At 61.4% G+C, this 21,184-nt stretch carries 21 protein-coding genes and 3 tRNA genes; 14 read left to right on the top strand and 10 right to left on the bottom strand.

Translation table 11 applies throughout. The features are described 5' to 3' along the window. Window positions 1–76: transfer RNA gene (locus E1K68_RS04740), tRNA-Lys, on the top strand. A gap of 94 nt (window positions 77–170) precedes the next feature. Further along, window positions 171–247: transfer RNA gene (locus E1K68_RS04745), tRNA-Pro, on the top strand. Between the two features lie 147 nt (window positions 248–394). Here the strand turns inward: E1K68_RS04745 and E1K68_RS04750 are convergent. The 3 genes from E1K68_RS04750 to E1K68_RS04760 are packed head-to-tail and all read right to left on the bottom strand — an operon-like array spanning window position 395 to window position 2,611. Continuing rightward, complete coding sequence (locus E1K68_RS04750) at window positions 395–1,693, bottom strand: NAD(P)/FAD-dependent oxidoreductase (protein ID WP_014716868.1); 1,299 nt, start codon at window positions 1,691–1,693, stop codon at window positions 395–397. Window positions 1,694–1,753: 60 nt separating this feature from the next. Then, entirely contained in the window at window positions 1,754–1,927 is a 174-nt protein-coding gene (locus E1K68_RS04755) for a DUF3094 family protein (RefSeq protein WP_003188429.1), read from the bottom strand. 54 nt (window positions 1,928–1,981) lie between these two features. Next, entirely contained in the window at window positions 1,982–2,611 is a 630-nt protein-coding gene (locus E1K68_RS04760) for a DUF1780 domain-containing protein (RefSeq protein WP_003188431.1), read from the bottom strand. Between the two features lie 127 nt (window positions 2,612–2,738). Here E1K68_RS04760 and E1K68_RS04765 point away from each other — a divergent pair, with 127 nt between their 5' ends. Both E1K68_RS04765 and E1K68_RS04770 read left to right on the top strand, forming a co-directional pair. Next, window positions 2,739–3,428 carry an energy-coupling factor ABC transporter permease gene (locus E1K68_RS04765; protein WP_034134844.1) on the top strand — a complete coding sequence of 230 codons (690 nt, stop codon included), beginning with the start codon at window positions 2,739–2,741 and terminating at the stop codon, window positions 3,426–3,428. 64 nt (window positions 3,429–3,492) lie between these two features. Then, window positions 3,493–3,708, top strand: a complete 216-nt coding sequence (locus E1K68_RS04770) for a hypothetical protein (RefSeq protein WP_003171680.1) — start codon at window positions 3,493–3,495, stop codon at window positions 3,706–3,708. On the opposite strand, the gene yacG is transcribed toward E1K68_RS04770, so the two are convergent. The 4 genes from yacG to E1K68_RS04790 are packed head-to-tail and all read right to left on the bottom strand — an operon-like array spanning window position 3,705 to window position 6,593. After that, a complete protein-coding gene (yacG, locus tag E1K68_RS04775; protein ID WP_003188437.1) occupies window positions 3,705–3,905 on the bottom strand; it encodes a DNA gyrase inhibitor YacG in 201 nt (66 codons plus the stop codon). The genes E1K68_RS04770 and yacG overlap by 4 nt on opposite strands. Beyond that, entirely contained in the window at window positions 3,902–4,525 is a 624-nt protein-coding gene (coaE, locus tag E1K68_RS04780) for a dephospho-CoA kinase (protein WP_003188438.1), read from the bottom strand. The genes yacG and coaE overlap by 4 nt, the downstream gene beginning before the upstream one ends. Further along, entirely contained in the window at window positions 4,522–5,388 is an 867-nt protein-coding gene (locus E1K68_RS04785; RefSeq protein WP_003188440.1) for an A24 family peptidase, read from the bottom strand. The genes coaE and E1K68_RS04785 overlap by 4 nt, the downstream gene beginning before the upstream one ends. After that, window positions 5,385–6,593, bottom strand: coding sequence for a type II secretion system F family protein (locus tag E1K68_RS04790; RefSeq protein ID WP_212613838.1), 1,209 nt, complete (start codon window positions 6,591–6,593; stop codon window positions 5,385–5,387). Before E1K68_RS04790 ends, E1K68_RS04785 begins: the two co-directional genes overlap by 4 nt. Before the next feature lie 201 nt (window positions 6,594–6,794). Here E1K68_RS04790 and E1K68_RS04795 point away from each other — a divergent pair, with 201 nt between their 5' ends. The 3 genes from E1K68_RS04795 (at window position 6,795) to E1K68_RS04805 (ending at window position 7,803) form a co-directional block, all read left to right on the top strand. Beyond that, window positions 6,795–7,208 (top strand): pilin, encoded by a 414-nt coding sequence (locus E1K68_RS04795; protein ID WP_212613839.1) that lies wholly within the window; start codon window positions 6,795–6,797, stop codon window positions 7,206–7,208. A gap of 64 nt (window positions 7,209–7,272) precedes the next feature. Continuing rightward, window positions 7,273–7,348, top strand: a tRNA-Thr gene (locus tag E1K68_RS04800). 149 nt (window positions 7,349–7,497) lie between these two features. Next, a complete protein-coding gene (locus E1K68_RS04805) occupies window positions 7,498–7,803 on the top strand; it encodes a DUF6388 family protein (RefSeq protein WP_003188444.1) in 306 nt (101 codons plus the stop codon). A gap of 121 nt (window positions 7,804–7,924) precedes the next feature. Here the strand turns inward: E1K68_RS04805 and nadC are convergent, their stop codons facing one another. Continuing rightward, entirely contained in the window at window positions 7,925–8,773 is an 849-nt protein-coding gene (nadC, locus tag E1K68_RS04810) for a carboxylating nicotinate-nucleotide diphosphorylase (RefSeq protein ID WP_003188446.1), read from the bottom strand. Between the two features lie 246 nt (window positions 8,774–9,019). On the opposite strand from nadC, the gene E1K68_RS04815 reads away from it, so the two are divergent. From E1K68_RS04815 to E1K68_RS04835, 5 genes are all read left to right on the top strand, one after another. Beyond that, window positions 9,020–11,167: a DUF1631 domain-containing protein gene (locus E1K68_RS04815; protein WP_034134845.1), complete on the top strand. Its 2,148-nt coding sequence runs from the start codon at window positions 9,020–9,022 to the stop codon at window positions 11,165–11,167. A 61-nt stretch (window positions 11,168–11,228) separates the two neighbouring features. Next, window positions 11,229–11,792 carry a 1,6-anhydro-N-acetylmuramyl-L-alanine amidase AmpD gene (gene ampD / locus E1K68_RS04820; protein WP_003188448.1) on the top strand — a complete coding sequence of 188 codons (564 nt, stop codon included), beginning with the start codon at window positions 11,229–11,231 and terminating at the stop codon, window positions 11,790–11,792. After that, window positions 11,789–12,625, top strand: a complete 837-nt coding sequence (gene ampE / locus E1K68_RS04825) for a regulatory signaling modulator protein AmpE (RefSeq protein ID WP_003188449.1) — start codon at window positions 11,789–11,791, stop codon at window positions 12,623–12,625. The genes ampD and ampE overlap by 4 nt, the downstream gene beginning before the upstream one ends. Window positions 12,626–12,803: 178 nt before the next feature. Then, entirely contained in the window at window positions 12,804–14,834 is a 2,031-nt protein-coding gene (locus tag E1K68_RS04830) for a methyl-accepting chemotaxis protein (protein WP_192002436.1), read from the top strand. Between the two features lie 125 nt (window positions 14,835–14,959). Continuing rightward, window positions 14,960–15,388 carry a hypothetical protein gene (locus E1K68_RS04835; RefSeq protein ID WP_032900411.1) on the top strand — a complete coding sequence of 143 codons (429 nt, stop codon included), beginning with the start codon at window positions 14,960–14,962 and terminating at the stop codon, window positions 15,386–15,388. Here the strand turns inward: E1K68_RS04835 and E1K68_RS04840 are convergent. Both E1K68_RS04840 and cra read right to left on the bottom strand, forming a co-directional pair. After that, window positions 15,335–16,111, bottom strand: coding sequence for a TatD family hydrolase (locus E1K68_RS04840; protein ID WP_034134846.1), 777 nt, complete (start codon window positions 16,109–16,111; stop codon window positions 15,335–15,337). The two genes, E1K68_RS04835 and E1K68_RS04840, sit on opposite strands and share 54 nt — an antisense overlap. 2 nt (window positions 16,112–16,113) lie before the next feature. After that, window positions 16,114–17,109 (bottom strand): catabolite repressor/activator, encoded by a 996-nt coding sequence (gene cra / locus E1K68_RS04845; protein ID WP_003188455.1) that lies wholly within the window; start codon window positions 17,107–17,109, stop codon window positions 16,114–16,116. Between the two features lie 284 nt (window positions 17,110–17,393). On the opposite strand from cra, the gene ptsP reads away from it, so the two are divergent. Beyond that, the gene (gene ptsP, locus E1K68_RS04850; RefSeq protein ID WP_003188457.1) at window positions 17,394–20,252 is read left to right on the top strand and encodes a phosphoenolpyruvate--protein phosphotransferase; all 2,859 of its coding nucleotides are present in this window, start codon (window positions 17,394–17,396) and stop codon (window positions 20,250–20,252) included. Beyond that, window positions 20,253–21,173: a 1-phosphofructokinase gene (gene pfkB / locus E1K68_RS04855; protein WP_192002437.1), complete on the top strand. Its 921-nt coding sequence runs from the start codon at window positions 20,253–20,255 to the stop codon at window positions 21,171–21,173. The last annotated feature ends 11 nt before the right edge of the window (window positions 21,174–21,184 follow it).

Raw genomic sequence — 21,184 nt, forward strand, 5'->3', positions numbered from 1 at the left:
GGGTCGTTAGCTCAGTTGGTAGAGCAGTTGGCTTTTAACCAATTGGTCGTAGGTTCGAATCCCACACGACCCACCATTTTTGAGACCAGTTAACGCTGGAATCGAATCTTAAGATCAGAGGCCAAAAGCGCTGATCGAAGAAGGCGACTGAAAGGTCGCCTTTTTATTACCGGGGTATAGCGCAGTCCGGTAGCGCGCCTGCTTTGGGAGCAGGATGTCGGGAGTTCGAATCCCCCTACCCCGACCATATTAAAAATCCTCGTATCGAAAGATACGGGGATTTTTTTTGCCTGCGTGAATCCTGAATTCACCGCAAAACAAATGTGGGAGCGGCGGTGCAACGATTCGACTTGCTCGCTCCCACATTTACCAGGCCTCTTTCGAGACCAGGTTGTTAATGCAATTTAAGGCGTGGCTCGGTGCCGCGGCCGATCTTGCTGCCCAGCATCAGCATCGCCGTGCGGAAGAACCCATACAGCGCCATCTGGTGCATGCGGTACAGCGACACGTAGAACATCCGCGCGAGCCAGCCTTCCAGCATCACACTGCCCGTCAAATTGCCCATCAGGTTACCCACCGCGGAAAAGCGCGACAGTGAGATCAGCGAGCCGTAGTCGGTGTACTTGTAGGTCGGCAGCTCCTTGCCTTCAATCCGCAGCTTGAGCGATTTGGCCAGCAATGACGCCTGTTGGTGAGCCGCTTGGGCCCGTGGCGGTACATTGCGGTCGGTGCCCGGCTGCGGGCAGGCGGCGCAATCACCAAAGGCGAAGATGTTTTCGTCGCGGGTGGTTTGCAGGGTTTGCAGGACTTGCAACTGGTTGATGCGGTTGGTTTCCAGGCCATCGATGTCCTTGAGGAAACCGGGGGCGCGGATACCGGCCGCCCAGACCTTGAGGCTGGCCGGGATCACTTGGCCGCTGCTGGTGATCAGGGCGTCGGCGGTTACTTCACTGACCGCCGAGTTGGTCAGTACTGTCACCCCTAGTTTCTCCAGGGTCTTATGCACTGGCCCCCCGATCCGCTCCGGCAGGGCAGGCAGTACACGCGGGCCGGCTTCGATCAGGGTGATGTGCATGTTTTCTGGCTTGATACGGTCCAGGCCATAAGCCGCCAGTTCATGGGCGGCGTTATGCAGCTCGGCGGCCAGCTCAACGCCGGTGGCACCGGCGCCGACGATGGCGACGCTGATCTGTTCAACGGCGTCGGTTTGGCCTGCATGGGCGCGCAGGTAGTGGTTGAGCAGTTGCTGGTGGAAGCGCTCGGCCTGCTTGCGGGTGTCGAGGAACAGGCAATGTTGCGCTGCGCCTTCAGTGCCGAAGTCGTTGGTAGTGCTGCCTACCGCAATCACCAGGCTGTCGTAGCCCAGCACACGAGCAGGCACCAGTTCGCGGCCTTCTTCGTCGAGGGTGGCGGCCAGCTGGATTTTCTTCTGTTCACGGTCAAGCCCGCTCATACGGCCCAGCTGGAACTCGAAGTGGTTCCATTTGGCTTGGGCGACGTAGTTGAGTTCGTCTTCCGAGGAATTCAGCGAGCCGGCAGCCACTTCGTGCAGCAAGGGCTTCCAGATGTGGGTCAGGTTGGTGTCGACCAGCGTGATGCTGGCCTTGCCACGCTTGCCCAGGGTCTTACCCAGGCGGGTAGCCAACTCCAGGCCGCCGGCACCGCCGCCGACGATAATAATACGATGGGTCATGGGGATATCTCGCAAGGCTAAAAGAAATCGGAGCAGTTACCCTCGCGAGCGCCAGGCGGCTCATAGCGTCAGGTAACTCAATAGGCGGCTCAGCGTACCGAGCCCGATCACCACTACCAGCACCACGCAGAGGAGCAGCCACGGCCGGAAAGGCTTGCGCTCGACTCTGTTCTGGGAGAGTTGCAGGTACTCTTCGACACGCTCTTGGTCATCGGGTTTCAGGCGGCTGGTCATAAAGGCCTCGTCAGGTAGACGTTGCAAAGGGGCGCCACGTTACAGCCAGGGGCATCACAGGCTGATGCCGACATCAAACACTATGCTGCGGCCCAGGTTGTTGCGCAAGAAGTCCGGCGCGTCGGGATGTGCGAACAGGACCCGTGCGAATGTCGGCCCCACCAGCGATAGCGAGCGCCAGCCCTGACGCAGGTATTCGGTCGGCGGCGGAAAATGGCTGTTGAGGTCCAGCACCTCGCGTTTGAGGCTGGTAAACGCAATGAGGTCCAGCTCCCCCAGGTCCATGCCGCGCTCTTTGTAGTTGTGAGCTTTTTTACGCAGTGTGGGGGCCAGGCGCAGCAGGAACTCATGGGCGGGGATACGCCGTGGCTTGGCTTCACGCCGTACCAGTTGGCTCAAGGAGAAAGCACTGCGCCTGCGCAGCAACTCATCGCGCCACTCGTCGTTCAGGCGGCGGCCCTCGTCCAGCACAAAAAAGACCTCGAAGCTGGCGTCGCGAAACAGCACGTCGGGCGGCTCCTGGCCCGCAGCGTGAAACTCTTCGACGCGGTAGGGCACGTTCAAGCCTTGCAGCAGGCGCTGGCAGACCCAACGCTCACGCTCCCACTTGCGGGCATTGGACAGGAATGCGTTGGCTTGTTCGGCCGCTACGGTGAGCAGGCGCAAGTAATCTGAGTCATCCATAGTCGCAGCTTAGCGTCCAAATGATGACCACAGGAAGTCTTGCCTTAAAACGCGGGTGTAGAATGCTCACGTGAAACAGGCCAGGGACGAGGTGTGTGATGAGTTTTTTAGTAAAGGCAGAGCGTCCGTGATCAGTGCTGCGGTTCTGGCACCCCAGACCCTCGGTATCGGCTGGCTGGTGTATGCGCCCGTGGTGATGTGGGCGATCCTTCGCTCGCCCTGGGTGGAGCTGTTTGCCGACCGTCGGCGCCAGCACTTGCTCTTCGGTACGGTGTTCGCGCTGTTCATGCTGTGGCTGGTGCGGCGGGATTTCGATACCGGTGTGTCCTACCACTTTATCGGCATGACCGCCGTGACTTTGCTGCTCGATTGGCCGCTGGCTATCGTCGGTGGCTTTGCCGCCCAGCTTGGCTTGATGCTGTTGGGGCGTCAGGACCTGGCTGCGCTTGGCGTCAATGGCCTGCTCCTGATTGTGCTGCCGGTGCTGGTCACCGAAGGGTGCGCGCTGTTGGTGGAGCGGGCGCAGCCGCGAAACCCCTTTGTGTATATCTTCTGTTCGGGCTTTTTTGCTGCCGCACTGTCGGCATTGCTGTGCCTGTTGGCCGGCCTGGGCCTGTTGTGGTTCGACGGCCTTTTTGCGATGCCTGAGTGGTTGGAAGATTTTGTCGGTTACCTGTGGCTGATCATCTTTCCCGAAGCCTTTATCAACGGCATGGTCATCAGCGCGCTGGTGGTGTTTTGCCCGGAATGGCTGGAGACGTTCAACCGTACCCGCTACCTCTCAGCGCCGTGGAAAGACGACGATTCGCGGCGTTGATCCAGGTCAAATGCAGGGAAGCGGCGCAGGTCCATGCTCGGCAAAATTTTCAGGAGCATGAATCATGAGTGTGTATGAATGGGCACGGCAGGAGTTGCGCAGAAGCCAGGATGCAGCGCAGGAAATCGGGTTTGACCCCGGTTTGACCTTGCGCGCCATGCTCAGCGCAGTGGTGCAGCAAAGCAAGGGTGTACGCAGCTTTGAAGACCTGGCCGACGAGTTGCAATACCTTGCAGAAAACCTCGACGACCAGCAGGAATATGCCTTTATGCGGCCTTAGTGGCGCGGCGGCAGGTCTTCGGAAAACAGTTCATCTTCGGCGTCAGGGGCCACGGGAATCTTGTGTTCTTCAGCGGCCCAGGCGCCCAGGTCGATAAGCTTGCAACGGTCCGAGCAGAACGGTCGGTTGAGATTGGTCGCTTTCCATTCCACGGGTGCACCGCAGGTTGGGCAGTCGACGGTCAGGGGTTGGCTCATGATCGGCCTCCACGCAAAGTAAGGTAAAAGTGGTGCAGTCGCTCGACCTCGCCGTGCAGCCAGGCGAGGTCCTTATCGTTGACCAGCACGTCATCGGCATGGTTCAGGCGGTCTTCGCGGCTGGACTGGGCCTTGAGAATCGCCTGCACCTGTTGTTCGCTGATGCCGTCGCGCTGCAGGGTACGCTGAATCTGCAGCGATTGCGGCACGTCGATCACCAGGATGCGCTGGGTCATGCTGTACTGCCCGGACTCGATCAGCAGCGGTGACACCAGGATCGCGTAGGGCGACTGGGCGCGTGCCAGGTGGCTGCGAATTTCCTCGGCGATCAGCGGGTGCAGCAAGGCTTCCAGCCAAAGGCGCTCTTGTGGGACCTCAAAGATCAGTTTGCGCAGTGCGGCACGGTCCAGTCGGCCGTCGGCTTGCAGCACGCTGGCGCCGAAATGTTCGGCAATGCGCGCCAGCGCCGGGCGGCCAGGCTCGACCACCCAGCGCGCGGCGTGATCGGCGTCCACCAGGTCGATGCCCAGCTTGATAAAGTGCTCGGCCGCAGCGCTTTTGCCGCTGCCAATGCCGCCCGTGAGCCCAAGAATCCAGGGTGTTGCAACAGAAGTGGTCATCTGAAACCGACAGACTGCAAATAGAAGTCGGTTATTTGACCACCCCAGAGCAATGCAATCCAGCCGGCAATTGCCAGGCAGGGGCCAAACGGCATTGGCGCTGACACCTGGGCCTTACGCAAACGCAGCAAAATCAGCCCGGCAAACACGCCCAGCAGCGAGGCCATCAGCAGGGTCATCGGCAGAATCTGCCAGCCGCCCCAGGCTCCCAGCAAGGCCAATAATTTGAAGTCGCCATGGCCCATGCCGTCTTTGCCGGTGGCCAGCTTGAACAGCCAGAACAGGCACCACAAGCTCATGTAGCCGATGACCGCGCCCCATACTGCATCGGGCAGTGGCGTCAGCAGGTCAGCGCTGTTGAGGATCAGCCCCAGCCATAGCAGCGGCAGCACCAGCACATCCGGCAGCAATTGGTGGTCCAGATCAATCAGGCTCATCCCCAGCAAGCCCCAGCTCAGCAGCATCACCGCGCCGGCTTGCCAGCCAAAGCCGAAGTGCCAGGCGACAGCGGCGCAGATCAGCGCGCAGGCCAGTTCGGTGAGAGGGTAACGCAGGCCGATGGGCTCACGGCAGTGGGCACAATGCCCCCGGAGCAGCAGGTAGCTGAGCACCGGGATATTTTCCCAAGGCCGAATCGGATGATTGCAGCGCGGGCAGCAAGAGTTCGGATGCATCAGGTTATAGGCCGGCCCACCGGGCTCGGCTGGCAAGTCGAGAATCTCATGGGCCTGGGCACGCCACTCCCGCTCGAGCATTTTGGGCAGGCGCCACGCCAACACATTGAGAAAGCTGCCGACGATCAGGCCCAACACCAGCGCCACGCCGACAAACGCCCAGGGATACTCACTCAGCAGCAGGCTCAAAACGCCGTCCCCAATTGGAACACCGGCAAGTACATGGCGACTACCAGCGCGCCGACAATCCCCCCCAATACCACCATGATCAGCGGCTCCATCAGGCTGGTGAGGTTGTCGACCAAGGTATCCACCTCTGACTCGTAGTGGTTCGCGACTTTTTCCAGCATGCGGTCCAGGGTGCCGGACTCCTCACCGATTGCGGTCATCTGGATCGCCATGCCTGGAAACAGGCCGCTGTTATGCATCGATTGATTCAACTGCATGCCTGTGGATACATCGTGGCGCATACGTTCGATTGCCTGTTTGAAAGGGCCATTGCCGACGGCGCCAGCCACCGAACCCAATGCCTGTACCAGAGGAACGCTCGCCGCAAAGGTAGTGGATAGCGTGCGGGCGTAGCGAGCAACGGCAGATTTGTGCAGCAGTTTGCCTGCCACGGGCACTTTCAACAAACCTGCTGCCCACCCATGGCGAAACCCTGGGTGAGTCCGGTAGGCGTGGCGCCCTGCAACCAGCGCCGCGCCCACACCCAGCCCCAGCATCCACCACGCCTGTTGCAGCAGTTCCGATAGCGCGATGACCCCCAGGGTAAACCCCGGCAATTGGCCGTTGACCCCGGCGAACAAGTTCTGGAATTGCGGCACCACATGGATCAACAGCACTGTGCTCACCCCTGTGGCAATTACCAGTACCGCGATAGGGTAGGTCATGGCTTTCTTGATCCTGGTTTTGAGCCGTTGGCTTTTTTCCAGATGAATCGCCACGCGCTCCAGTAGGGTTTCCAGGGCGCCGGCCATTTCGCCAGCCGCTACCAGATTGCAGTACAGCTCATCGAAGTAGCGGGGATATTGACGCAGGACAGCGGCCAACGGGTGGCCGCTGGCAATATGCTGTTTCAACGCCTTCACCAGTTCGCGCAGCTGTTGGTTTTCGACGCCTTCGCTGATGATGTCGAAGGCTTGCAGCAGCGGAATGCCGGCCTTGAGCAAGGTGGCCAACTGGCGAGTGAACAGGGCGATATCCACGGGCGTTATGCGCGTCTTGAAGGTCGGCAGTGCACAAGACTTCTTGCGCACACGCTCGGGGCAGATCCCTTGCTGGCGCAGTTGTACCTTGATCAGCGCAAGGTTATGGCCGGCGATTGTTCCGGATACCCGGCGCCCTTTGCGGTTGATGCCCTCCCAGGCATAGATTGTCGACGTATCGTTCATGTGAGGTTGGTGCACCCAGGTCGTGAAGAATTTATAGCTTAGTCAGGTGGCGGAGTCGGGCAGGCTGGTGCTGGGCGATAAAATGTCAGATTGTGCGTCTTGCAGGCGAACGGCTGCGAGGGGATGAGTACACTGGCGCCGTTGCACACTACGGGGCGCAGGACGCGCCTTGTCATGGTTCTATTCTGGAGAGTGAAAGAGATGCGTCAAAAAGGTTTTACCTTGATCGAGTTACTGATCGTCGTGGCAATCATCGGCATTTTGGCCACCATCGGTCTGCCCATGTACACCAAGCACCAGGCCAAGGCCAAGTTCACTGCGGGGTTGGCGGAAATCAGCGCGTTAAAGGCCGGCTATGAAGACGTCATCAACCAGGGCACTGTGCCGACCCTGGCGCTCATCGGGGGCTCCAGCCCTACCGCCAACTGCACCATCGATGTGACAGGCGATGTGGCCTCGGGCGCAGGTACTATCCGTTGTGAAATCCTCGATGCGCCCGCGCCCGTGCTCGGCAAGACCATCACCTTGACCCGCAGCGCCACCACCGGCTGGAGCTGTGCCACCACGGTAGAGCCGCAATACGTTGCCAAGGGCTGCGGCGCCAACGGCGCGTGACAGCCGCCGGGCGGTGAGCGAGTCAGTTGCTGCATGCCCAATGCAGTGCTAGCTTTAGCCCACCGCCCGTGTAGCTCAGCCGGTAGAGCAGCGCACTCGTAACGCGAAGGTCGCAGGTTCGATTCCTGTCTCGGGCACCACAGGCACCACTGTTTCAACGGCAATGTTTTCAGATGATCCCAGAATGGTTCTGAAGGCCAGGTGAGCCGGGCATTTGCGCCCGCTCTTTTGTATCTGCGCAACCTTGAAGACCCAGATGCATTCCCATTCCTCGATCTAAGAGAACAACATGACCACGACTGAAATGACCCAGGACGCTCGGCACGAACAAGCGCTCAAGCACTACCTTGAGGACACGCCGCAGCTAAAAGAAGAGATCAAGGACCTGAGTGCCGACGATCAGCGCGACCAGATTCAGTGGGCATTCGAGGACGAGGCCGAGAGCCAGAACCTCCAGCCTTGGGAGCTGACCCTCAAGTACACCACGACCCCTGAGGAGTTCGAAGCTGCACGGTTGGCCTTGCACAAAGAGGCGGCCGAGGTGCTGGGTGTCGATTGGGACGAGTACTGCGAGATGAATAACCTCGTAGTTTAAAAGCAGCCTGTAGGAGCGAGCTTGCTCGCGAAAAACGCTAGCGATAACCCGTACCTCTGGAGGGCACGCGGTGGTCTTGAGTTTTTCGCGAGCAAGCTCGCTCCTACAATTACGGCATCTTTCAGATACTGAGGCGCATCGACAGGTCCACCGCCTTCACATCCTTGGTCATCGCGCCGATGGAGATGTAGTCCACGCCGGTTTCAGCGATAGGCAGCAAGGTGGTTTCATTGATCCCGCCGCTGGCTTCCAGCTTGGCTTTGCCGGCGTTCAGGCGCACGGCTTCGCGCATGTCTTCCAGGCTCAGTTCATCCAGCATGATGATGTCGGCACCCGCCGCCAGGGCTTCGCGCAACTCTTCCAGGCTTTCCACTTCGATTTCCACCGGCTTGCCCGGGGCGATCTTGTGGGCGGCCGTAATCGCTTGGGCAATACCACCGCAGGCGGCGATGTGGTTTTCCTTGATCAGGAACGCGTCATACAGCCCGATACGGTGGTTGTGGCAACCGCCGCAGGTCACCGCGTACTTCTGCGCCAAACGCAGACCTGGGAGTGTCTTGCGGGTGTCCAGCAGTTTGACCTGGGTGCTCGCGACAAAGTCCGCCAGGAACTGCGCTCGGGTGGCTACACCTGACAGCATCTGCAAAAAATTCAGCGCACTGCGTTCACCCGTGAGCAGCGAGCGTGCCGGGCCTTCAAGGTGGAACAGCGCCTGGTTGGGGCTGACACGTTCACCGTCAGCTACCTGCCAATGCACGGCGACCCGTGGGTCCAGTTGACGAAACACTGCATCCACCCAGGCCGTACCGGCAATCACGGCCGCTTCACGGGTAATGATCGTGGCCTTGGCCAGCCGTTCGGCCGGGATCAACTGCGCGGTGATGTCACCACTGCCGATGTCTTCCAGCAGTGCGCGGCGCACGTTGGCTTCGATTTCGGCGGTGAGGTCGGCAAGACGGAGGTTCGGCATAACAGGCTCCACAAACAAAGTGCCTCGATTATAGGGCCAGCGTGCGTTCTAACCCAGGCTCGCCACTCATTTACCGCACAAAGTCAGAGTGTGCTGGCGCAACTGCCCTTGTTTGCAAGATAATCTCGCGCCTTGCAATTGGCGTCATAGCTTTGACGTCTTGGTGGTAGCCGGGATATTTGCAGTGCCTGCCGGGCCTGCTCCCGGTCTGTCCACCTCTCAAAACCGCCGTTTCAGGAGGCCAGGATGCACAATGACGGGAAGGTGGTGCCTATCAACAGGGCACAGGCCACGCCATCGCCGCTCGCGCGCCTGCCGGTGGTGTTGCTGCAGGTGCGTGACAAGGCTGCGCAACAGCTGCAACAGGGTTTGCAGGAACTGTTCGATAACGCCGACGACACCCTGTTTGAAATGGCCGAAAAGGCCCGTAGCACCGTCGACCATCATATTTTTTTCGAGGCCATGCGCGACCTGCGCCTCAAGCGCAAGAACTTCGAACGCGTGTTCATGGAGCAGTTGTTCGTGGCGTTCGCCAACCTGGGCCAGGCCCGGTGCAGCGGGGCACACCTGGTGCCGCTGGTGTCTTATGAGGCGGTACCCGGCACCAGCGCCGATGACGTGGAAAAAGCTGTGGCCCTGGAGGCGATGCTCGGTCGGGTGCGCCACCGTGATGGCTTGGCGCTGGGGCAATTGAACGCGCGCTTGAGTGAACTGTTCGGCAGGCGCCTGGATGATCCGGAAAACCCCTTGGCCCCGACGCGGCTGTGCGAGTTTTTCTTGCAGGCAGGGCGCAGCCTGGGGGTGGAGATCCGCGTCAAGCTGGTCATGCTCAAGCTGTTTGAGAAGTACGTGCTCAGTGACGCCGACCTGTTGTATGGCGAGGCCAACCAATTACTCATCGCCACTGGCGTATTGCCGGAGCTCAAGGCGCTCCCGTCCCGCCGAGCCGGCGGGCGTGCGGCCCGGGAGCATCAGGATTGCACTGGCCAAGCGATGGCCGACCCGCCGCTGGATAAAAGCGGCCAGCAAGCGTTCAGCGCCTTGCAGACGTTGCTGGTAGCCGTGCGTGGCAGCGTGGCCCCCACCCTTGAAGCCAGCGCCGAGCCGCAACCCATTGCCACCCGCGATCTGCTGCGGCTGCTGTCGCATTTGCAGCAATATGTACCGGAGCCGGAGTGCGAGGACGATTTCGACCTGCGCAGCCAGCTTGAACAGTTGCTCACCCGGGTCAGTGTCAAAAGTGGCAAGTCGCGGGTGTTGGAAGAAGCAGACGAAGATGTGATCAATCTGGTGGCCATGCTGTTCGAGTTCATGCTCGATGACCGCAGTGTGCCGGACGCTTTCAAGGGGCTGATCGCCCGCTTGCAGATCCCGCTGCTGAAAGTGGCGGTGCTGGACAAGAGCCTGCTCAGTTGCACGCAGCATCCGGCGCGGCGCTTGCTCAATGACATCGCGAGCGCCGTCATCGGCTGGAGCCCGCCCCATGACCAGCCACGGGACAATCTCTATCTGTGTATCGAGCAACTCGTACAGCGGTTGCTGAATGAGTACGTCGAAGACCCGGCGATTTTCTCCCAGTTGCTCACCACGTTCAGCACATCTACAGCCCAAGAGCGCACGCGCAGTGAACGCCTTGAGCGCCATACCCGGGACGCCGAGCAAGAGCGCCTGCATATCGAGGTGGCGCGCCAACGTGTGGCGCAGGTGCTCAGTCGGCGGCTCGTGGGCAAAACCCTGCCGGCATCGGTTCTGCAATTTGTGCAGCAAGCCTGGAGCCAGGTGCTGTTAGTGGCCGTGCTCAAGCACGGTGAACAATCGCTGCAATGGCAGACGGCGCTGCGTACCCTGGATGAATTGGTCTGGAGCGTGGGCCTGCGTGAAGACACCGAAGCAGGTCGGCGTTTGCTTGAGCAACTACCCGGGCTGCTCAAGGCATTGCGTGACGGGTTGGCCGGTGCGGCGTTCGATCCTTTCAGCACCCGCGAGTTTTTCCTGCGGTTGCAGGCCATGCATGTTCAGCCGCTCGACGGCGAGGTGCTGGTTGAAGTGCGTAAGCCTTTTATCCTTGGCTCTGGGCCGCCGACTGCCGACGAACCACTGCCCCCTGACGACCCCGACCGGCTCAAGGCACAGCAGTTGCGAGTCGGTGCCTGGGTAGCGTTGCAGCAACATGAAGCCGGTACCCTGCGTTGCAAGTTGACCGCAATCATGCCGCCCGACGATACCTATATTTTTGTCAGTCGAGGGGGCCTCAAGGTCCTGGAGAAAAGCGCGGGGCAGTTAGCCCTGGCGTTCAAGCAGGGCGTCCTGCACGCCTTGGATGATGGCCCGCTGTTCGAGCGTGCGCTGGCAGCCGTGGTGGGCAACCTGCGGCAACTCAATCGCGGCAAGTGATCGCAACCGCAGGGTGGAACGCGGCATACTGGTCACACCTCGTCTCACTCAAGGAGCCTGTATGCAGTTGGACCCCGCCAGCGGTTGGTGCCAGGGCATTCGTCATTGCCCTTCGCCCAACTTCAACGAGCGCCCTGAAGGCGAAATCTCGCTGTTGGTGGTGCATAACATCAGTTTGCCTCCGGCGCAGTTCAAGACCGGCAAGGTGCAGGAGTTTTTCCAGAACCGCCTGGATATCTCAGAGCATCCCTACTTTGAAGGGATAGCCAGCCTACGAGTGTCTGCGCATTTTCTGATTGAACGTGACGGCACTGTGACGCAATTTGTTTCGTGCCGCGACCGGGCCTGGCATGCCGGTGTTTCCGTTTTTGACGGGCGCGAGGTGTGCAACGATTTTTCCCTGGGGGTCGAGCTCGAAGGTACGGACGACCTGCCGTTCACCGATGCCCAGTATGCGGCGCTGATCGATCTGACCCGCCAGTTGCTCAAGGCTTACCCAAAGATCACCCACCAACGTATTTGTGGTCACAGCGACATCGCTCCGGGGCGCAAGACTGACCCGGGCCCCGCTTTTGATTGGACGCGCTTTCGCAGCGCCCTGCAGGATGGAGGACACGAACGATGAGTTTCCTGGTGTTGGTGCTGGCGGTATGGATCGAGAAGTTCTCGGCCTTGCGCCTGCGGTTGCAGCGTGACGGCGGATGGCTGCGTGAGCTGGCCAAGCTGGAATCGAGCCCGCGCATGGGCAAGCGGCCCTGGCTGATCCTGCTGGTGTTGGTGCTGTTGCCGGTGGCATTGCTGGCCTTGCTGTTGCTGGTCCTGGAGCCGGTGGCCTATGGCCTGTTGGCATTGCCGGTGCATTTGCTGGTGGTGATCTATAGCCTGGGCCGTGGCGACCTATTGGCAGGGCTGGGGCCGTTTCGCGATGCCTGGCGGCGCGGTGACCTGCAAGCGGCCGAGCATGTGGCCGAACGCGACCTCAAGCTTGGCGCCGACAGTGGCGAGCAACTGCTGGAGCGCGTCCAGGGCTACCTGCTGTGGCAGGCGTACCAAAGCTTTTTTGCGGTGATTTTCTGGTATTTCCTGCTGGGCCCGGTGGCCGCCCTGGCGTACCGCCTGTTGGCGCTGGCCAGCGAACACAGCCAGAACCCCCTGGTGGCCGAGCGCGCCACGCAATTGCGTCACGCGTTTGACTGGTTGCCGGTACGCCTGCTGGCGGCCAGCTTTGCCTTGGTGGGCAATTTCGTCGGGGTCAGCCGGGTGATGCTCCACGAATTGCTGAGTTGGGACATCAGCGCGGCACAGCTGGTGGAAAAAGTCGGCCTGGCCGCTGCGGAAATCCCGCCGCCAGTGGTGGGGGCCGATGGCATCAACAGCCTGGATCGCCTGTGGGAACTGCTGCTGCGCGCGGCGGTGCTGTGGTATGCCGGGTTTGCCATCTGGACGGTACTCCCCTGATGCCAATTTGTAGGAGCGAGCAAGCTCGCTCCTACATGGCGTTAGGGCCTCCAGACACGCCGTTAACCTTACGTTACAAAACTCCCTTTCGAATTGAGCTATACAGATAGAGCGCCAAATAGTGGCTATCTGCCGCCGCCCTGCGCCTCAATAAAAATAAAAGAAGGGGAGGTCACCTGTGAAGAGCTTGCTCTATCCCGCCGTCGCGCTGATGAACCGCCTGAGCTTCGGCATGAAGTTCAGCCTGATCAGTGTGCTGTTTCTGCTGCCGATGCTGGCGACCAACTATTACCTGGTGCGCGACTCGTGGCGTGAATACCAGGGCACCCGGGTCGAACTGCAAAGCCTCGACCTGCTCGGCAGCAGCCTGGCGTTGCGTCGCGAGCTGGAAACCCTCAACAACCAGGTACAGATCAACGCCACCCTCGGCCAGTCTGGCAAAGCGGCAGACCTGGAGACCCGGATCAGCGCCTTGCAAACCAGTGTAGTGGAGCGCTTGCAGGGCTTGCGCGCCATTGCGACCCAGCCCGAGCAAGTTGCCGTCTTCGACAGTAAACGCGACGAACTGATCGCTGCGTTCAAGGCCCAGCAGCAGGAAACCTCGCTGCTCAACAAGGCGGCGTTGATCGGCAAGTTACTCAACCAGGCCCAGATGTTCAGCCAGATCATCGCCAGCCAAGCCGGCTTGAGCCGTGATCCGCAAAGTGATCTGCGCCAGCTCAGCGACCTGGTCACCACCATCACTCCTCAAGTCACCCAGGCCTTGGGTGAAGGCCGTGCCATGGGCGCGTACTCCCTGGGGCAGGGCTTTATCAATTCGTCCTCCAGCACCCGTTTTGACGAACTGCTGCAGCAGTTGGAAAAACTTCACGGCGAATATGGCCTGAAGCTGCAGGACGCGTTGGGCACCAGCCAGGCCGCGCACGCCGCCCTCGACGTCTCGGCGCAAGCCAGCCAGGCGAGCCTTAAGCAAGGCAGTGAGTTTTTCGAAGAGCAGGTGGTGATGGCCGAGACCCTCGACGCGCCTTGGCAGGGCTTTTATGACGGCGTCAGCCAACTGATGGCCAAGACCTATCAATTGGATGACGCCACCCTGGCGTTCCTCGGGCAGCAGTTGCAGCAGCGCCTGGCGCAGAACCGTTTGCACATGGTGTTGCTGGTCACGGCCCTGGCGGCGGTGTTTGCGCTGATTTTCTATCTCTATGCCGGTTTCTTTGTCTCCACCCGCACCACCTTGCGCCGCCTGGGGGCGATGATGGACAAAGTGGCGGCGGGCGATATGACGGTCACCTTCGTTGCCCAGAGCCGTGACGAACTGGGCGACCTGGGCCAGGTGTTCAATGGCACTGTGGCCAAGATTCACGACCTGATCGAGCGTGTTGGGCATACGGTCAGCCAGGTGGAGTTGCAGGCCGGCCAGGTGCAGGCGGTGTCGGCGCAGAGTAACCAGGCGGTGTCCGGCCAGCGCAGCCAGATCGAGCAAGTGGCGACGGCGATGAACCAGATGTCCGCCACCGCCCAGGAGGTGGCGCGCAGCGCCGCGGCGGCGGTCAGCAGTGCCCAAAGTGTCAACGATGAAACCGTCAGCGGGCGTGCGCTGGTGCAATCCCAGCAAGGCGGTATTGCGCGCCTGGCGGCGGAGATCGACGAATCGGTGCGGGTGATCAACCATCTGGCGACCGACAGCCAGTCCATCAGCAGCGTCCTGGAGGTGATCAAGAGCATCGCCGAGCAGACCAACCTGCTGGCGCTAAACGCGGCCATCGAAGCGGCGCGCGCTGGTGACCAAGGGCGCGGGTTTGCGGTGGTGGCCGACGAGGTACGCACTCTGGCCCGGCGTACACAGCACTCCACCGAGGAAATCGAGCAGATGATCATCCGCTTGCACAGCGGTGTCGGTGCGGCGGTGAAGGCCATGGGCAGCAGCCATGAAATGGCGAATGGCACGGTAGGGCAGTCGGAAAAAGTCCAACAAGCCCTGGAAAATATCCTGGGGGCGGTTGGGATGATCGTCGATCAGAACCAGCAGATCGCCGCCGCCGTGGAGCAGCAAACGGCAGTCGCCCACGACATCGACCAGAACATCGTCGAAATCAACCGCGCCGGCGAGCATGCGGCGCAAGGTGCGCAGCACACGGAGGCGGCCAGTCGGCAACTGGCAACCCAGGTGGTTGAGTTGAAGCAATTGATTGGCGCGTTTCGGGTGTAGGGAGGTTCTGAAGGACTGAGCGGCGGGCCGTGTGGCTTATGTCCTGATTTACCGATGCGTGTTTTATCGGGGCGTGAATAGGTGAAAATTTATTTCATCCGTCACGGTCACGAGGGGACAAAACGATGGCCGCCGCAATCGGTATCAAAGGGCATTGCGCCCAATGCAACATGACGTTTGAGCTCAAGCCCTGGCAACTGAACGCCATCGCCATTGATGTACCGTTTGACTGTACGTATTGCCACTGCGGGTTGCACTTGGGGTGCGTCAAGCAGTTGCGCCAGTTCAGGGCCCTGGACCACTGGGCGCTGGTGCGGCCGAGCATGATCATGCTGACGTGCGCAACCTTGCTGATGGCCCTTGTCGCTGAATGGTTGGGGCTGCTCAGTGTGATCGGGCAACTGAACATTTCGCTGGTCGCCGTGCTGATCCATTTGCTGGTGGTGCGCTATGCCCGCCATCGACAGAGAATGACCTTGAAGTTGCAGGTGATCAGTCCGCTACCAGTTGAACAGCTCGCACGCATTGCGTGTGCTCGCCTCAGCCAGCAATAAAGGGCTGATACCCATGCGCTCGGCCAGGGCGGTGCAGATGTCTGGCAGGTGCTGCGGGCTATTGCGCTGGTTGGGGTACATGGCCGGGGCCATATCCGGCGCATCGGTTTCCAGCACCACGGCGTCGAGTGGCAACTGCGCCAGTACCCGGTGCATGCGCAACGCCTGGGGCCAGGTGGCAGCGCCGCCCAGGCCCAGTTTGAACCCGAGCTTGATGTACTCGCGGGCCTCTTCAGCGCTGCCGGCGAACGCATGGATGATGCCGCCTCGGGGCACGCGGATGCGCTTGAGGGTGGCAATCACGGCGGCGTGGCTGCGGCGAACGTGGAGCAAGGCCGGCAGTTGGAAATCCACCGCAAGTTTCAGTTGGGCTTCAAACAGCGGCTGCTGGCGCTCGTGGTCCAACTGTTCCAGAAAGTAATCCAGGCCAATTTCGCCCACGGCGCACAGTTGCCGGTGGCCATGCAGGCGCGTCAACCAGTCGCCCAGCTCCAGTAGGTCGGCGGGGCGATGCTCATCGAGATACACCGGGTGCAAGCCGAAGGCGGCGAACAGGCCTTCGTCCTGTTGCACCAAGTCCCATAGCCGCTGCCAATTTTTCTGGTAAACCCCCAGCACCACCAGGCGCCGCACGCCAAGTTCACGACTGTGGGCGAGGACGTGCGAGCGATCGGGGTCGAAGTCCTCGAAGTCCAGGTGCGTGTGGGTGTCGATCAGCTCCACGCTCAGGCCTCGTGAATACGCTGCTTGAAAGTCCGGCCAATCGCATGCACCCCGGGTTGGTACTGTTCCTCTTCAATGGCGGCCAGGGCCAGGCGCAGGGCGGTTTCGGCAATCAACTGATGTTGCTGGGCCATGGCGTTGACCGGCAGCGGCAGGAAATCCAGCAACTGCGTATCGCCGAAGGTGCCCAGGCGCAGGGGCCGCGACTTGAGGGGGAAGTCATGCAGCGCGTCGAACACGCCTTGCAGCAGTACGTAGGAGGTGGTCACCAGCGCGTCCGGCAGATGCCCCAGGCGTTGCAGCAGTTGCTCCATCAGCTCTCGGCCGCAGTCACGACTGAAGGCTTCGCCCTGCTCGATGATCACGTCGCCCGTAAAGCCTTGCAGCGCATCACGGAAACCGGCGGTACGTGCCTGGCTGATGCTCAGCTCGGGCCGTGCGCCGATCAGCGCGATCTGCTTGGGCAACGGTTGCAGCAGGCTGCTGGTGAGTTGCTGGCAGGCCTGGTGGTCATCGCTGACCACGGAGCAGAACTGGTTCGGCTCCATCTCCCGGTCGATGGCAATCACCGGCAGCCCCTTGGCCTGAAGCTCGCGATAGCTGTCATCGCTGGCCGGCAGGCAACTGGCGACGAACAACGCATCGCAACGCCTGGCACGGAACAGTTGCAGCAGTTGGCGTTCGCTGTCCGCTTCATCATCGGAGCTGGCGATCAGCAACTGATAGCCTCGCGCCCGCGCACCTTGTTCCAGCAGTTTGGCGATGCGTGCGTAGCTGGGGTTTTCCAGGTCTGGCAGGATGAACCCCAAGGTGCGCGTATGCCGGCTGCGCAGCCCGGCGGCTTGAGGGTTGGGGGTAAAGCCATGGGCTTGGACCACGGCACGCACACGCTCAACGGTTGCGTTGCTGATGCGCTGCTGTTCGGCTTTGCCATTGATGACATAGCTGGCGGTGGTAACGGACACACCGGCCAGACGTGCGATATCACTGAGTTTCAAACCGGGATTTCCTTGTTTTTTGGAGCTCGCCCCGACATTTTGTCCAATCGTAACCGATTCCAGCATTCGACCCATGTCCCACAGCAAGCGCCGAGTGGCCCTTCAAGCTTGCACAATTAACGCGTAATCTGCCATAAATTCTAGATTAAACGTTTCAGCAGGCGTATTTTTACGATGTTCGCCGCTGAGTGACCCCTGCCAATTGACCGCTCAGTCAGTTAATTTTGAACATATTTACCTACAACAATACCTAGTGCGCCTGTCGCACTAACTAGGAGAACGGCATGCTTGAGCTCACTGTAGAGCAGATATCCATGGGCCAGGTGGCTGTGGATAAATCTGCTGCCTTGCACCTGCTCGCTGACAAATTAGTGGCCGATGGCCTGGTTGCCGAAGGTTATCTCAGTGGCTTGCAAGCCCGTGAAGCCCAAGGCTCGACCTTTCTCGGACAAGGCATCGCCATTCCCCATGGCACGCCAGAAACCCGCGACCAGGTATTTTCCACCGGTGTGCGCCTGCTGCAGTTCCCCGAAGGGGTGGACTGGGGCGATGGCCAAATCGTTTACTTGGCGATTGGCATCGCGGCTAAATCCGATGAACACCTGCGCCTGCTGCAACTGCTCACCCGTGCCCTCGGTGAAACCGACCTGGGCCAGGCCTTGCGCCGTGCCAACAGTGCCGAAGCCCTGTTGAAACTGTTGCAAGGCGCGCCCCAGGAACTGGCGCTGGATGCACAGATGATCAGCCTGGGCGTGTCGGCCGATGATTTTGAAGAGCTGGTGTGGCGCGGTGCACGCTTGCTGCGCCAGGCCGACTGTGTGAGCAATGGCTTTGCCGCCGTATTGCAGCAGGTCGACGCGCTGCCCCTGGGCGATGGCCTGTGGTGGTTGCACAGCGAGCAGACGGTCAAGCGTCCGGGCCTGGCCTTTGTGACGCCGGACAAACCCATGCGCTACCTCGGCCAGCCTTTGCACGGCCTGTTTTGCCTGGCGAGCCTCGGTGAAGCGCACCAAAGCCTGCTTGAACGCCTGTGTGCCTTGCTGATCGAAGGGCGCGGCCAGGAGTTGGGGCGCGCCACCAGCAGCCGCGCGGTGCTGGAAGTGCTGGGTGGTGAACTGCCGCCGGACTGGCCGAGCGCCCGCATTACCCTGGCCAACGCCCACGGGCTGCATGCTCGCCCGGCGAAGATCCTGGCGCAATTGGCGAAAAGTTTTGACGGCGATATCCGCGTGCGCATCGTCGATGGCGCGGTGGGCGCCGTGTCGGTCAAAAGCCTGAGCAAGCTGCTCAGCCTCGGCGCACGCCGTGGCCAGGTGCTGGAATTTGTGGCCGAGCCGACGGTGGCCGGCGATGCATTGCCCGCCCTTTTGGCCGCCGTGCAAGAGGGCCTTGGCGAAGAGGTCGAGCCCTTGCCTACGGTGAGTGCACAGCCAGCGCAGGTCGATATCGAACCCGTACTCAGCGCGCCACTGAGCGGTAGCCAACTCCAGGCCATTGCCGCCGCACCGGGTATTGCCATCGGCCCGGCCCATATTCAGGTGCCGCAGGTGTTCGATTACCCGTTGCGCGGTGAGTCTGCCGCCGCCGAACGCCAGCGCCTGCACACGGCCTTGAGCGACGTGCGCACGGATATCCAGGGCTTGATCGAGCGTAGCCAGGCCAAGGCCATCCGCGAGATTTTCATCACCCACCAGGAAATGCTCGACGACCCGGAACTGACCGACGAAGTCGACACCCGCCTCAAGCAAGGCGAAAGCGCCGAAGCCGCCTGGATGAGCGTGATCGAAGCCGCCGCCAAGCAGCAGGAAGCCTTGCAGGATGCCTTGCTGGCCGAGCGTGCTGCCGACTTGCGTGACATCGGCCGCCGCGTACTGGCCCAATTGTGTGGCGTTGAGAGCGTGCAGGAACCGAGCGAGCCCTACATCCTAGTGATGGAAGAAGTCGGCCCTTCGGACGTGGCACGCCTGGACCCGGCCCGCGTTGCCGGCATTCTCACCGCCCGAGGTGGCGCCACAGCCCACAGCGCCATCGTCGCCCGCGCACTGGGTATTCCGGCCTTGGTCGGTGCTGGTGCTGCGGTGTTACTGCTCAAAGCCGGCACGCCGCTGTTGCTCGATGGCCAGCGCGGTCGCCTGCATGTCGACCCCGACGCCGCCACCCTGCAACGGGCCACCGTGGAGCGCGACAGCCGCGAACAGCGCTTGCAAGCCGCTTCGGCCCAACGCCATGAACCGGCGCTGACCCGCGACGGGCACGCCGTGGAAGTGTTCGCCAACATTGGTGAAAGCGCCGGGGTGGCCAGTGCAGTGGAGCAGGGCGCCGAAGGCATTGGCCTGCTGCGCACCGAACTGATTTTCATGGCCCACCCCCAGGCGCCGGACGAGGCCACCCAGGAAGCCGAATACCGCCGCGTACTCGACGGCCTCAACGGTCGCCCGTTGGTGGTGCGCACCCTGGATGTGGGCGGGGACAAGCCATTGCCCTACTGGCCGATCGCCGAAGAAGAAAACCCCTTCCTCGGTGTGCGCGGCATTCGCCTGACGCTGCAACGCCCGCAGATCATGGAAGCGCAACTGCGCGCACTGCTGCGTGCAGCGGATAACCGCCCGCTGCGCATCATGTTCCCCATGGTCGGCAGCGTGGATGAGTGGCGCGCCGCCCGGGACATGACCGAGCGCCTGCGCCTGGAGATCCCGGTGGCGGACCTGCAACTGGGGATCATGATCGAAGTCCCGTCAGCCGCCTTGCTGGCGCCGGTGCTCGCCAAGGAAGTCGACTTCTTCAGCGTCGGCACCAACGACCTGACCCAATACACCCTGGCCATCGACCGCGGCCACCCGACCCTGTCGGCCCAGGCCGATGGCCTGCACCCGGCAGTTTTGCAACTGATCGACATCACCGTGCGCGCCGCCCATGCCCATGGCAAGTGGGTTGGCGTGTGCGGCGAGTTGGCGGCGGACCCGCTGGCGGTGCCGGTGCTGGTCGGCCTGGGTGTGGATGAGTTGAGCGTGTCGGCCCGCAGTATTCCCGAGGTGAAGGCGCGGGTGCGTGAATTCAGTCTGAGCGAGGCCCAGGGCCTGGCGCAACAAGCACTGGCGGTGGGTTCGCCCGCGCAAGTGCGTGCCCTAGTGGAGGCCGTGTAGATGGCGAATATTCTGACCCTGACGCTGAACCCGGCGTTGGACCTCACGGTACGCCTGGCGCACCTGCAACCCGGTGAGGTCAATCGCAGTGAAGCGATGCTCACCCACGCGGCGGGCAAGGGCGTGAATGTGGCGCAGGTGCTGGCGGACCTGGGCCATTACGTCAGCGTGGGCGGGTTTCTCGGCAGTGCCAACCCCCAGGCGTTCAATGCGCTGATCAAGCGCCGTGGGTTTGGCGATGCCTTCATCCGGGTTCCCGGCGAAACCCGTAGCAACATCAAGATTGCCGAACAGGATGGGCGGGTCACCGACATCAATGCACCGGGGCCGCTGGTGACTGAAGAGGCGCTAAAAGCGCTGCTCAAGATGGTCGCGATCATTGGCCCGGAGTTCGATGCGGTCGTGGTGGCCGGTAGCTTGCCGCGCGGCGTCAGCCCGCAGTGGTTTAAAGGTTTGCTGGAGGCGTTGAAGGACCTCGGTCTGAAAGTCGCCCTGGACACCAGTGGTGAAGCGCTGCGCCTGGGGTTGGAGGTTGGCCCGTGGCTGGTCAAACCCAATACCGAAGAGTTGGCCGAGGCCTTGGGTAGCACCACCGATGCCATCAGCCGGCTGCATCAGCAAGGCATCGAGCATGTGGTGGTCTCCGACGGGGCCGCAGGCGTGACCTGGTACCGCCCAGGTGCGGCGCTGCACGCCACGCCGCCCAAAGTGGCAGTGGCCAGTACCGTGGGCGCTGGCGACTCGCTGCTGGCCGGGATGCTCCACGGTTTGCTCAGCGGCGATACGCCGGAGCACACCCTGCGCCGGGCCACGGCGATTGCCGCGATGGCGGTGACACAGATCGGTTTTGGCATCAGCGATGACGCGCAGTTGGCGCATCTCGAAAGCGGCGTCGATGTGCGCACGCTGACAGAACAATAAGAGGGTTTGTG

Source organism: Pseudomonas sp. B2021 (assembly GCF_018135665.1).
Taxonomy (GTDB): Bacteria; Pseudomonadota; Gammaproteobacteria; order Pseudomonadales; family Pseudomonadaceae; genus Aquipseudomonas; species Aquipseudomonas lactis.

What these genes read in the sequence shown, in the direction of transcription:
- E1K68_RS04750 (WP_014716868.1), bottom strand. Translation starts at nt 1,693, where the DNA reads ATGACCCATCGTATTATTATCGTCGGCGGCGGTGCCGGCGGCCTGGAG.
- E1K68_RS04755 (WP_003188429.1), bottom strand. Translation starts at nt 1,927, where the DNA reads ATGACCAGCCGCCTGAAACCCGATGACCAAGAGCGTGTCGAAGAGTAC.
- E1K68_RS04760 (WP_003188431.1), bottom strand. Translation starts at nt 2,611, where the DNA reads ATGGATGACTCAGATTACTTGCGCCTGCTCACCGTAGCGGCCGAACAA.
- E1K68_RS04770 (WP_003171680.1), top strand. Translation starts at nt 3,493, where the DNA reads ATGAGTGTGTATGAATGGGCACGGCAGGAGTTGCGCAGAAGCCAGGAT.
- yacG (WP_003188437.1), bottom strand. Translation starts at nt 3,905, where the DNA reads ATGAGCCAACCCCTGACCGTCGACTGCCCAACCTGCGGTGCACCCGTG.
- coaE (WP_003188438.1), bottom strand. Translation starts at nt 4,525, where the DNA reads ATGACCACTTCTGTTGCAACACCCTGGATTCTTGGGCTCACGGGCGGC.
- E1K68_RS04790 (WP_212613838.1), bottom strand. Translation starts at nt 6,593, where the DNA reads ATGAACGATACGTCGACAATCTATGCCTGGGAGGGCATCAACCGCAAA.
- E1K68_RS04795 (WP_212613839.1), top strand. Translation starts at nt 6,795, where the DNA reads ATGCGTCAAAAAGGTTTTACCTTGATCGAGTTACTGATCGTCGTGGCA.
- E1K68_RS04805 (WP_003188444.1), top strand. Translation starts at nt 7,498, where the DNA reads ATGACCACGACTGAAATGACCCAGGACGCTCGGCACGAACAAGCGCTC.
- nadC (WP_003188446.1), bottom strand. Translation starts at nt 8,773, where the DNA reads ATGCCGAACCTCCGTCTTGCCGACCTCACCGCCGAAATCGAAGCCAAC.
- E1K68_RS04815 (WP_034134845.1), top strand. Translation starts at nt 9,020, where the DNA reads ATGCACAATGACGGGAAGGTGGTGCCTATCAACAGGGCACAGGCCACG.
- ampD (WP_003188448.1), top strand. Translation starts at nt 11,229, where the DNA reads ATGCAGTTGGACCCCGCCAGCGGTTGGTGCCAGGGCATTCGTCATTGC.
- ampE (WP_003188449.1), top strand. Translation starts at nt 11,789, where the DNA reads ATGAGTTTCCTGGTGTTGGTGCTGGCGGTATGGATCGAGAAGTTCTCG.
- E1K68_RS04835 (WP_032900411.1), top strand. Translation starts at nt 14,960, where the DNA reads ATGGCCGCCGCAATCGGTATCAAAGGGCATTGCGCCCAATGCAACATG.
- ptsP (WP_003188457.1), top strand. Translation starts at nt 17,394, where the DNA reads ATGCTTGAGCTCACTGTAGAGCAGATATCCATGGGCCAGGTGGCTGTG.
- pfkB (WP_192002437.1), top strand. Translation starts at nt 20,253, where the DNA reads ATGGCGAATATTCTGACCCTGACGCTGAACCCGGCGTTGGACCTCACG.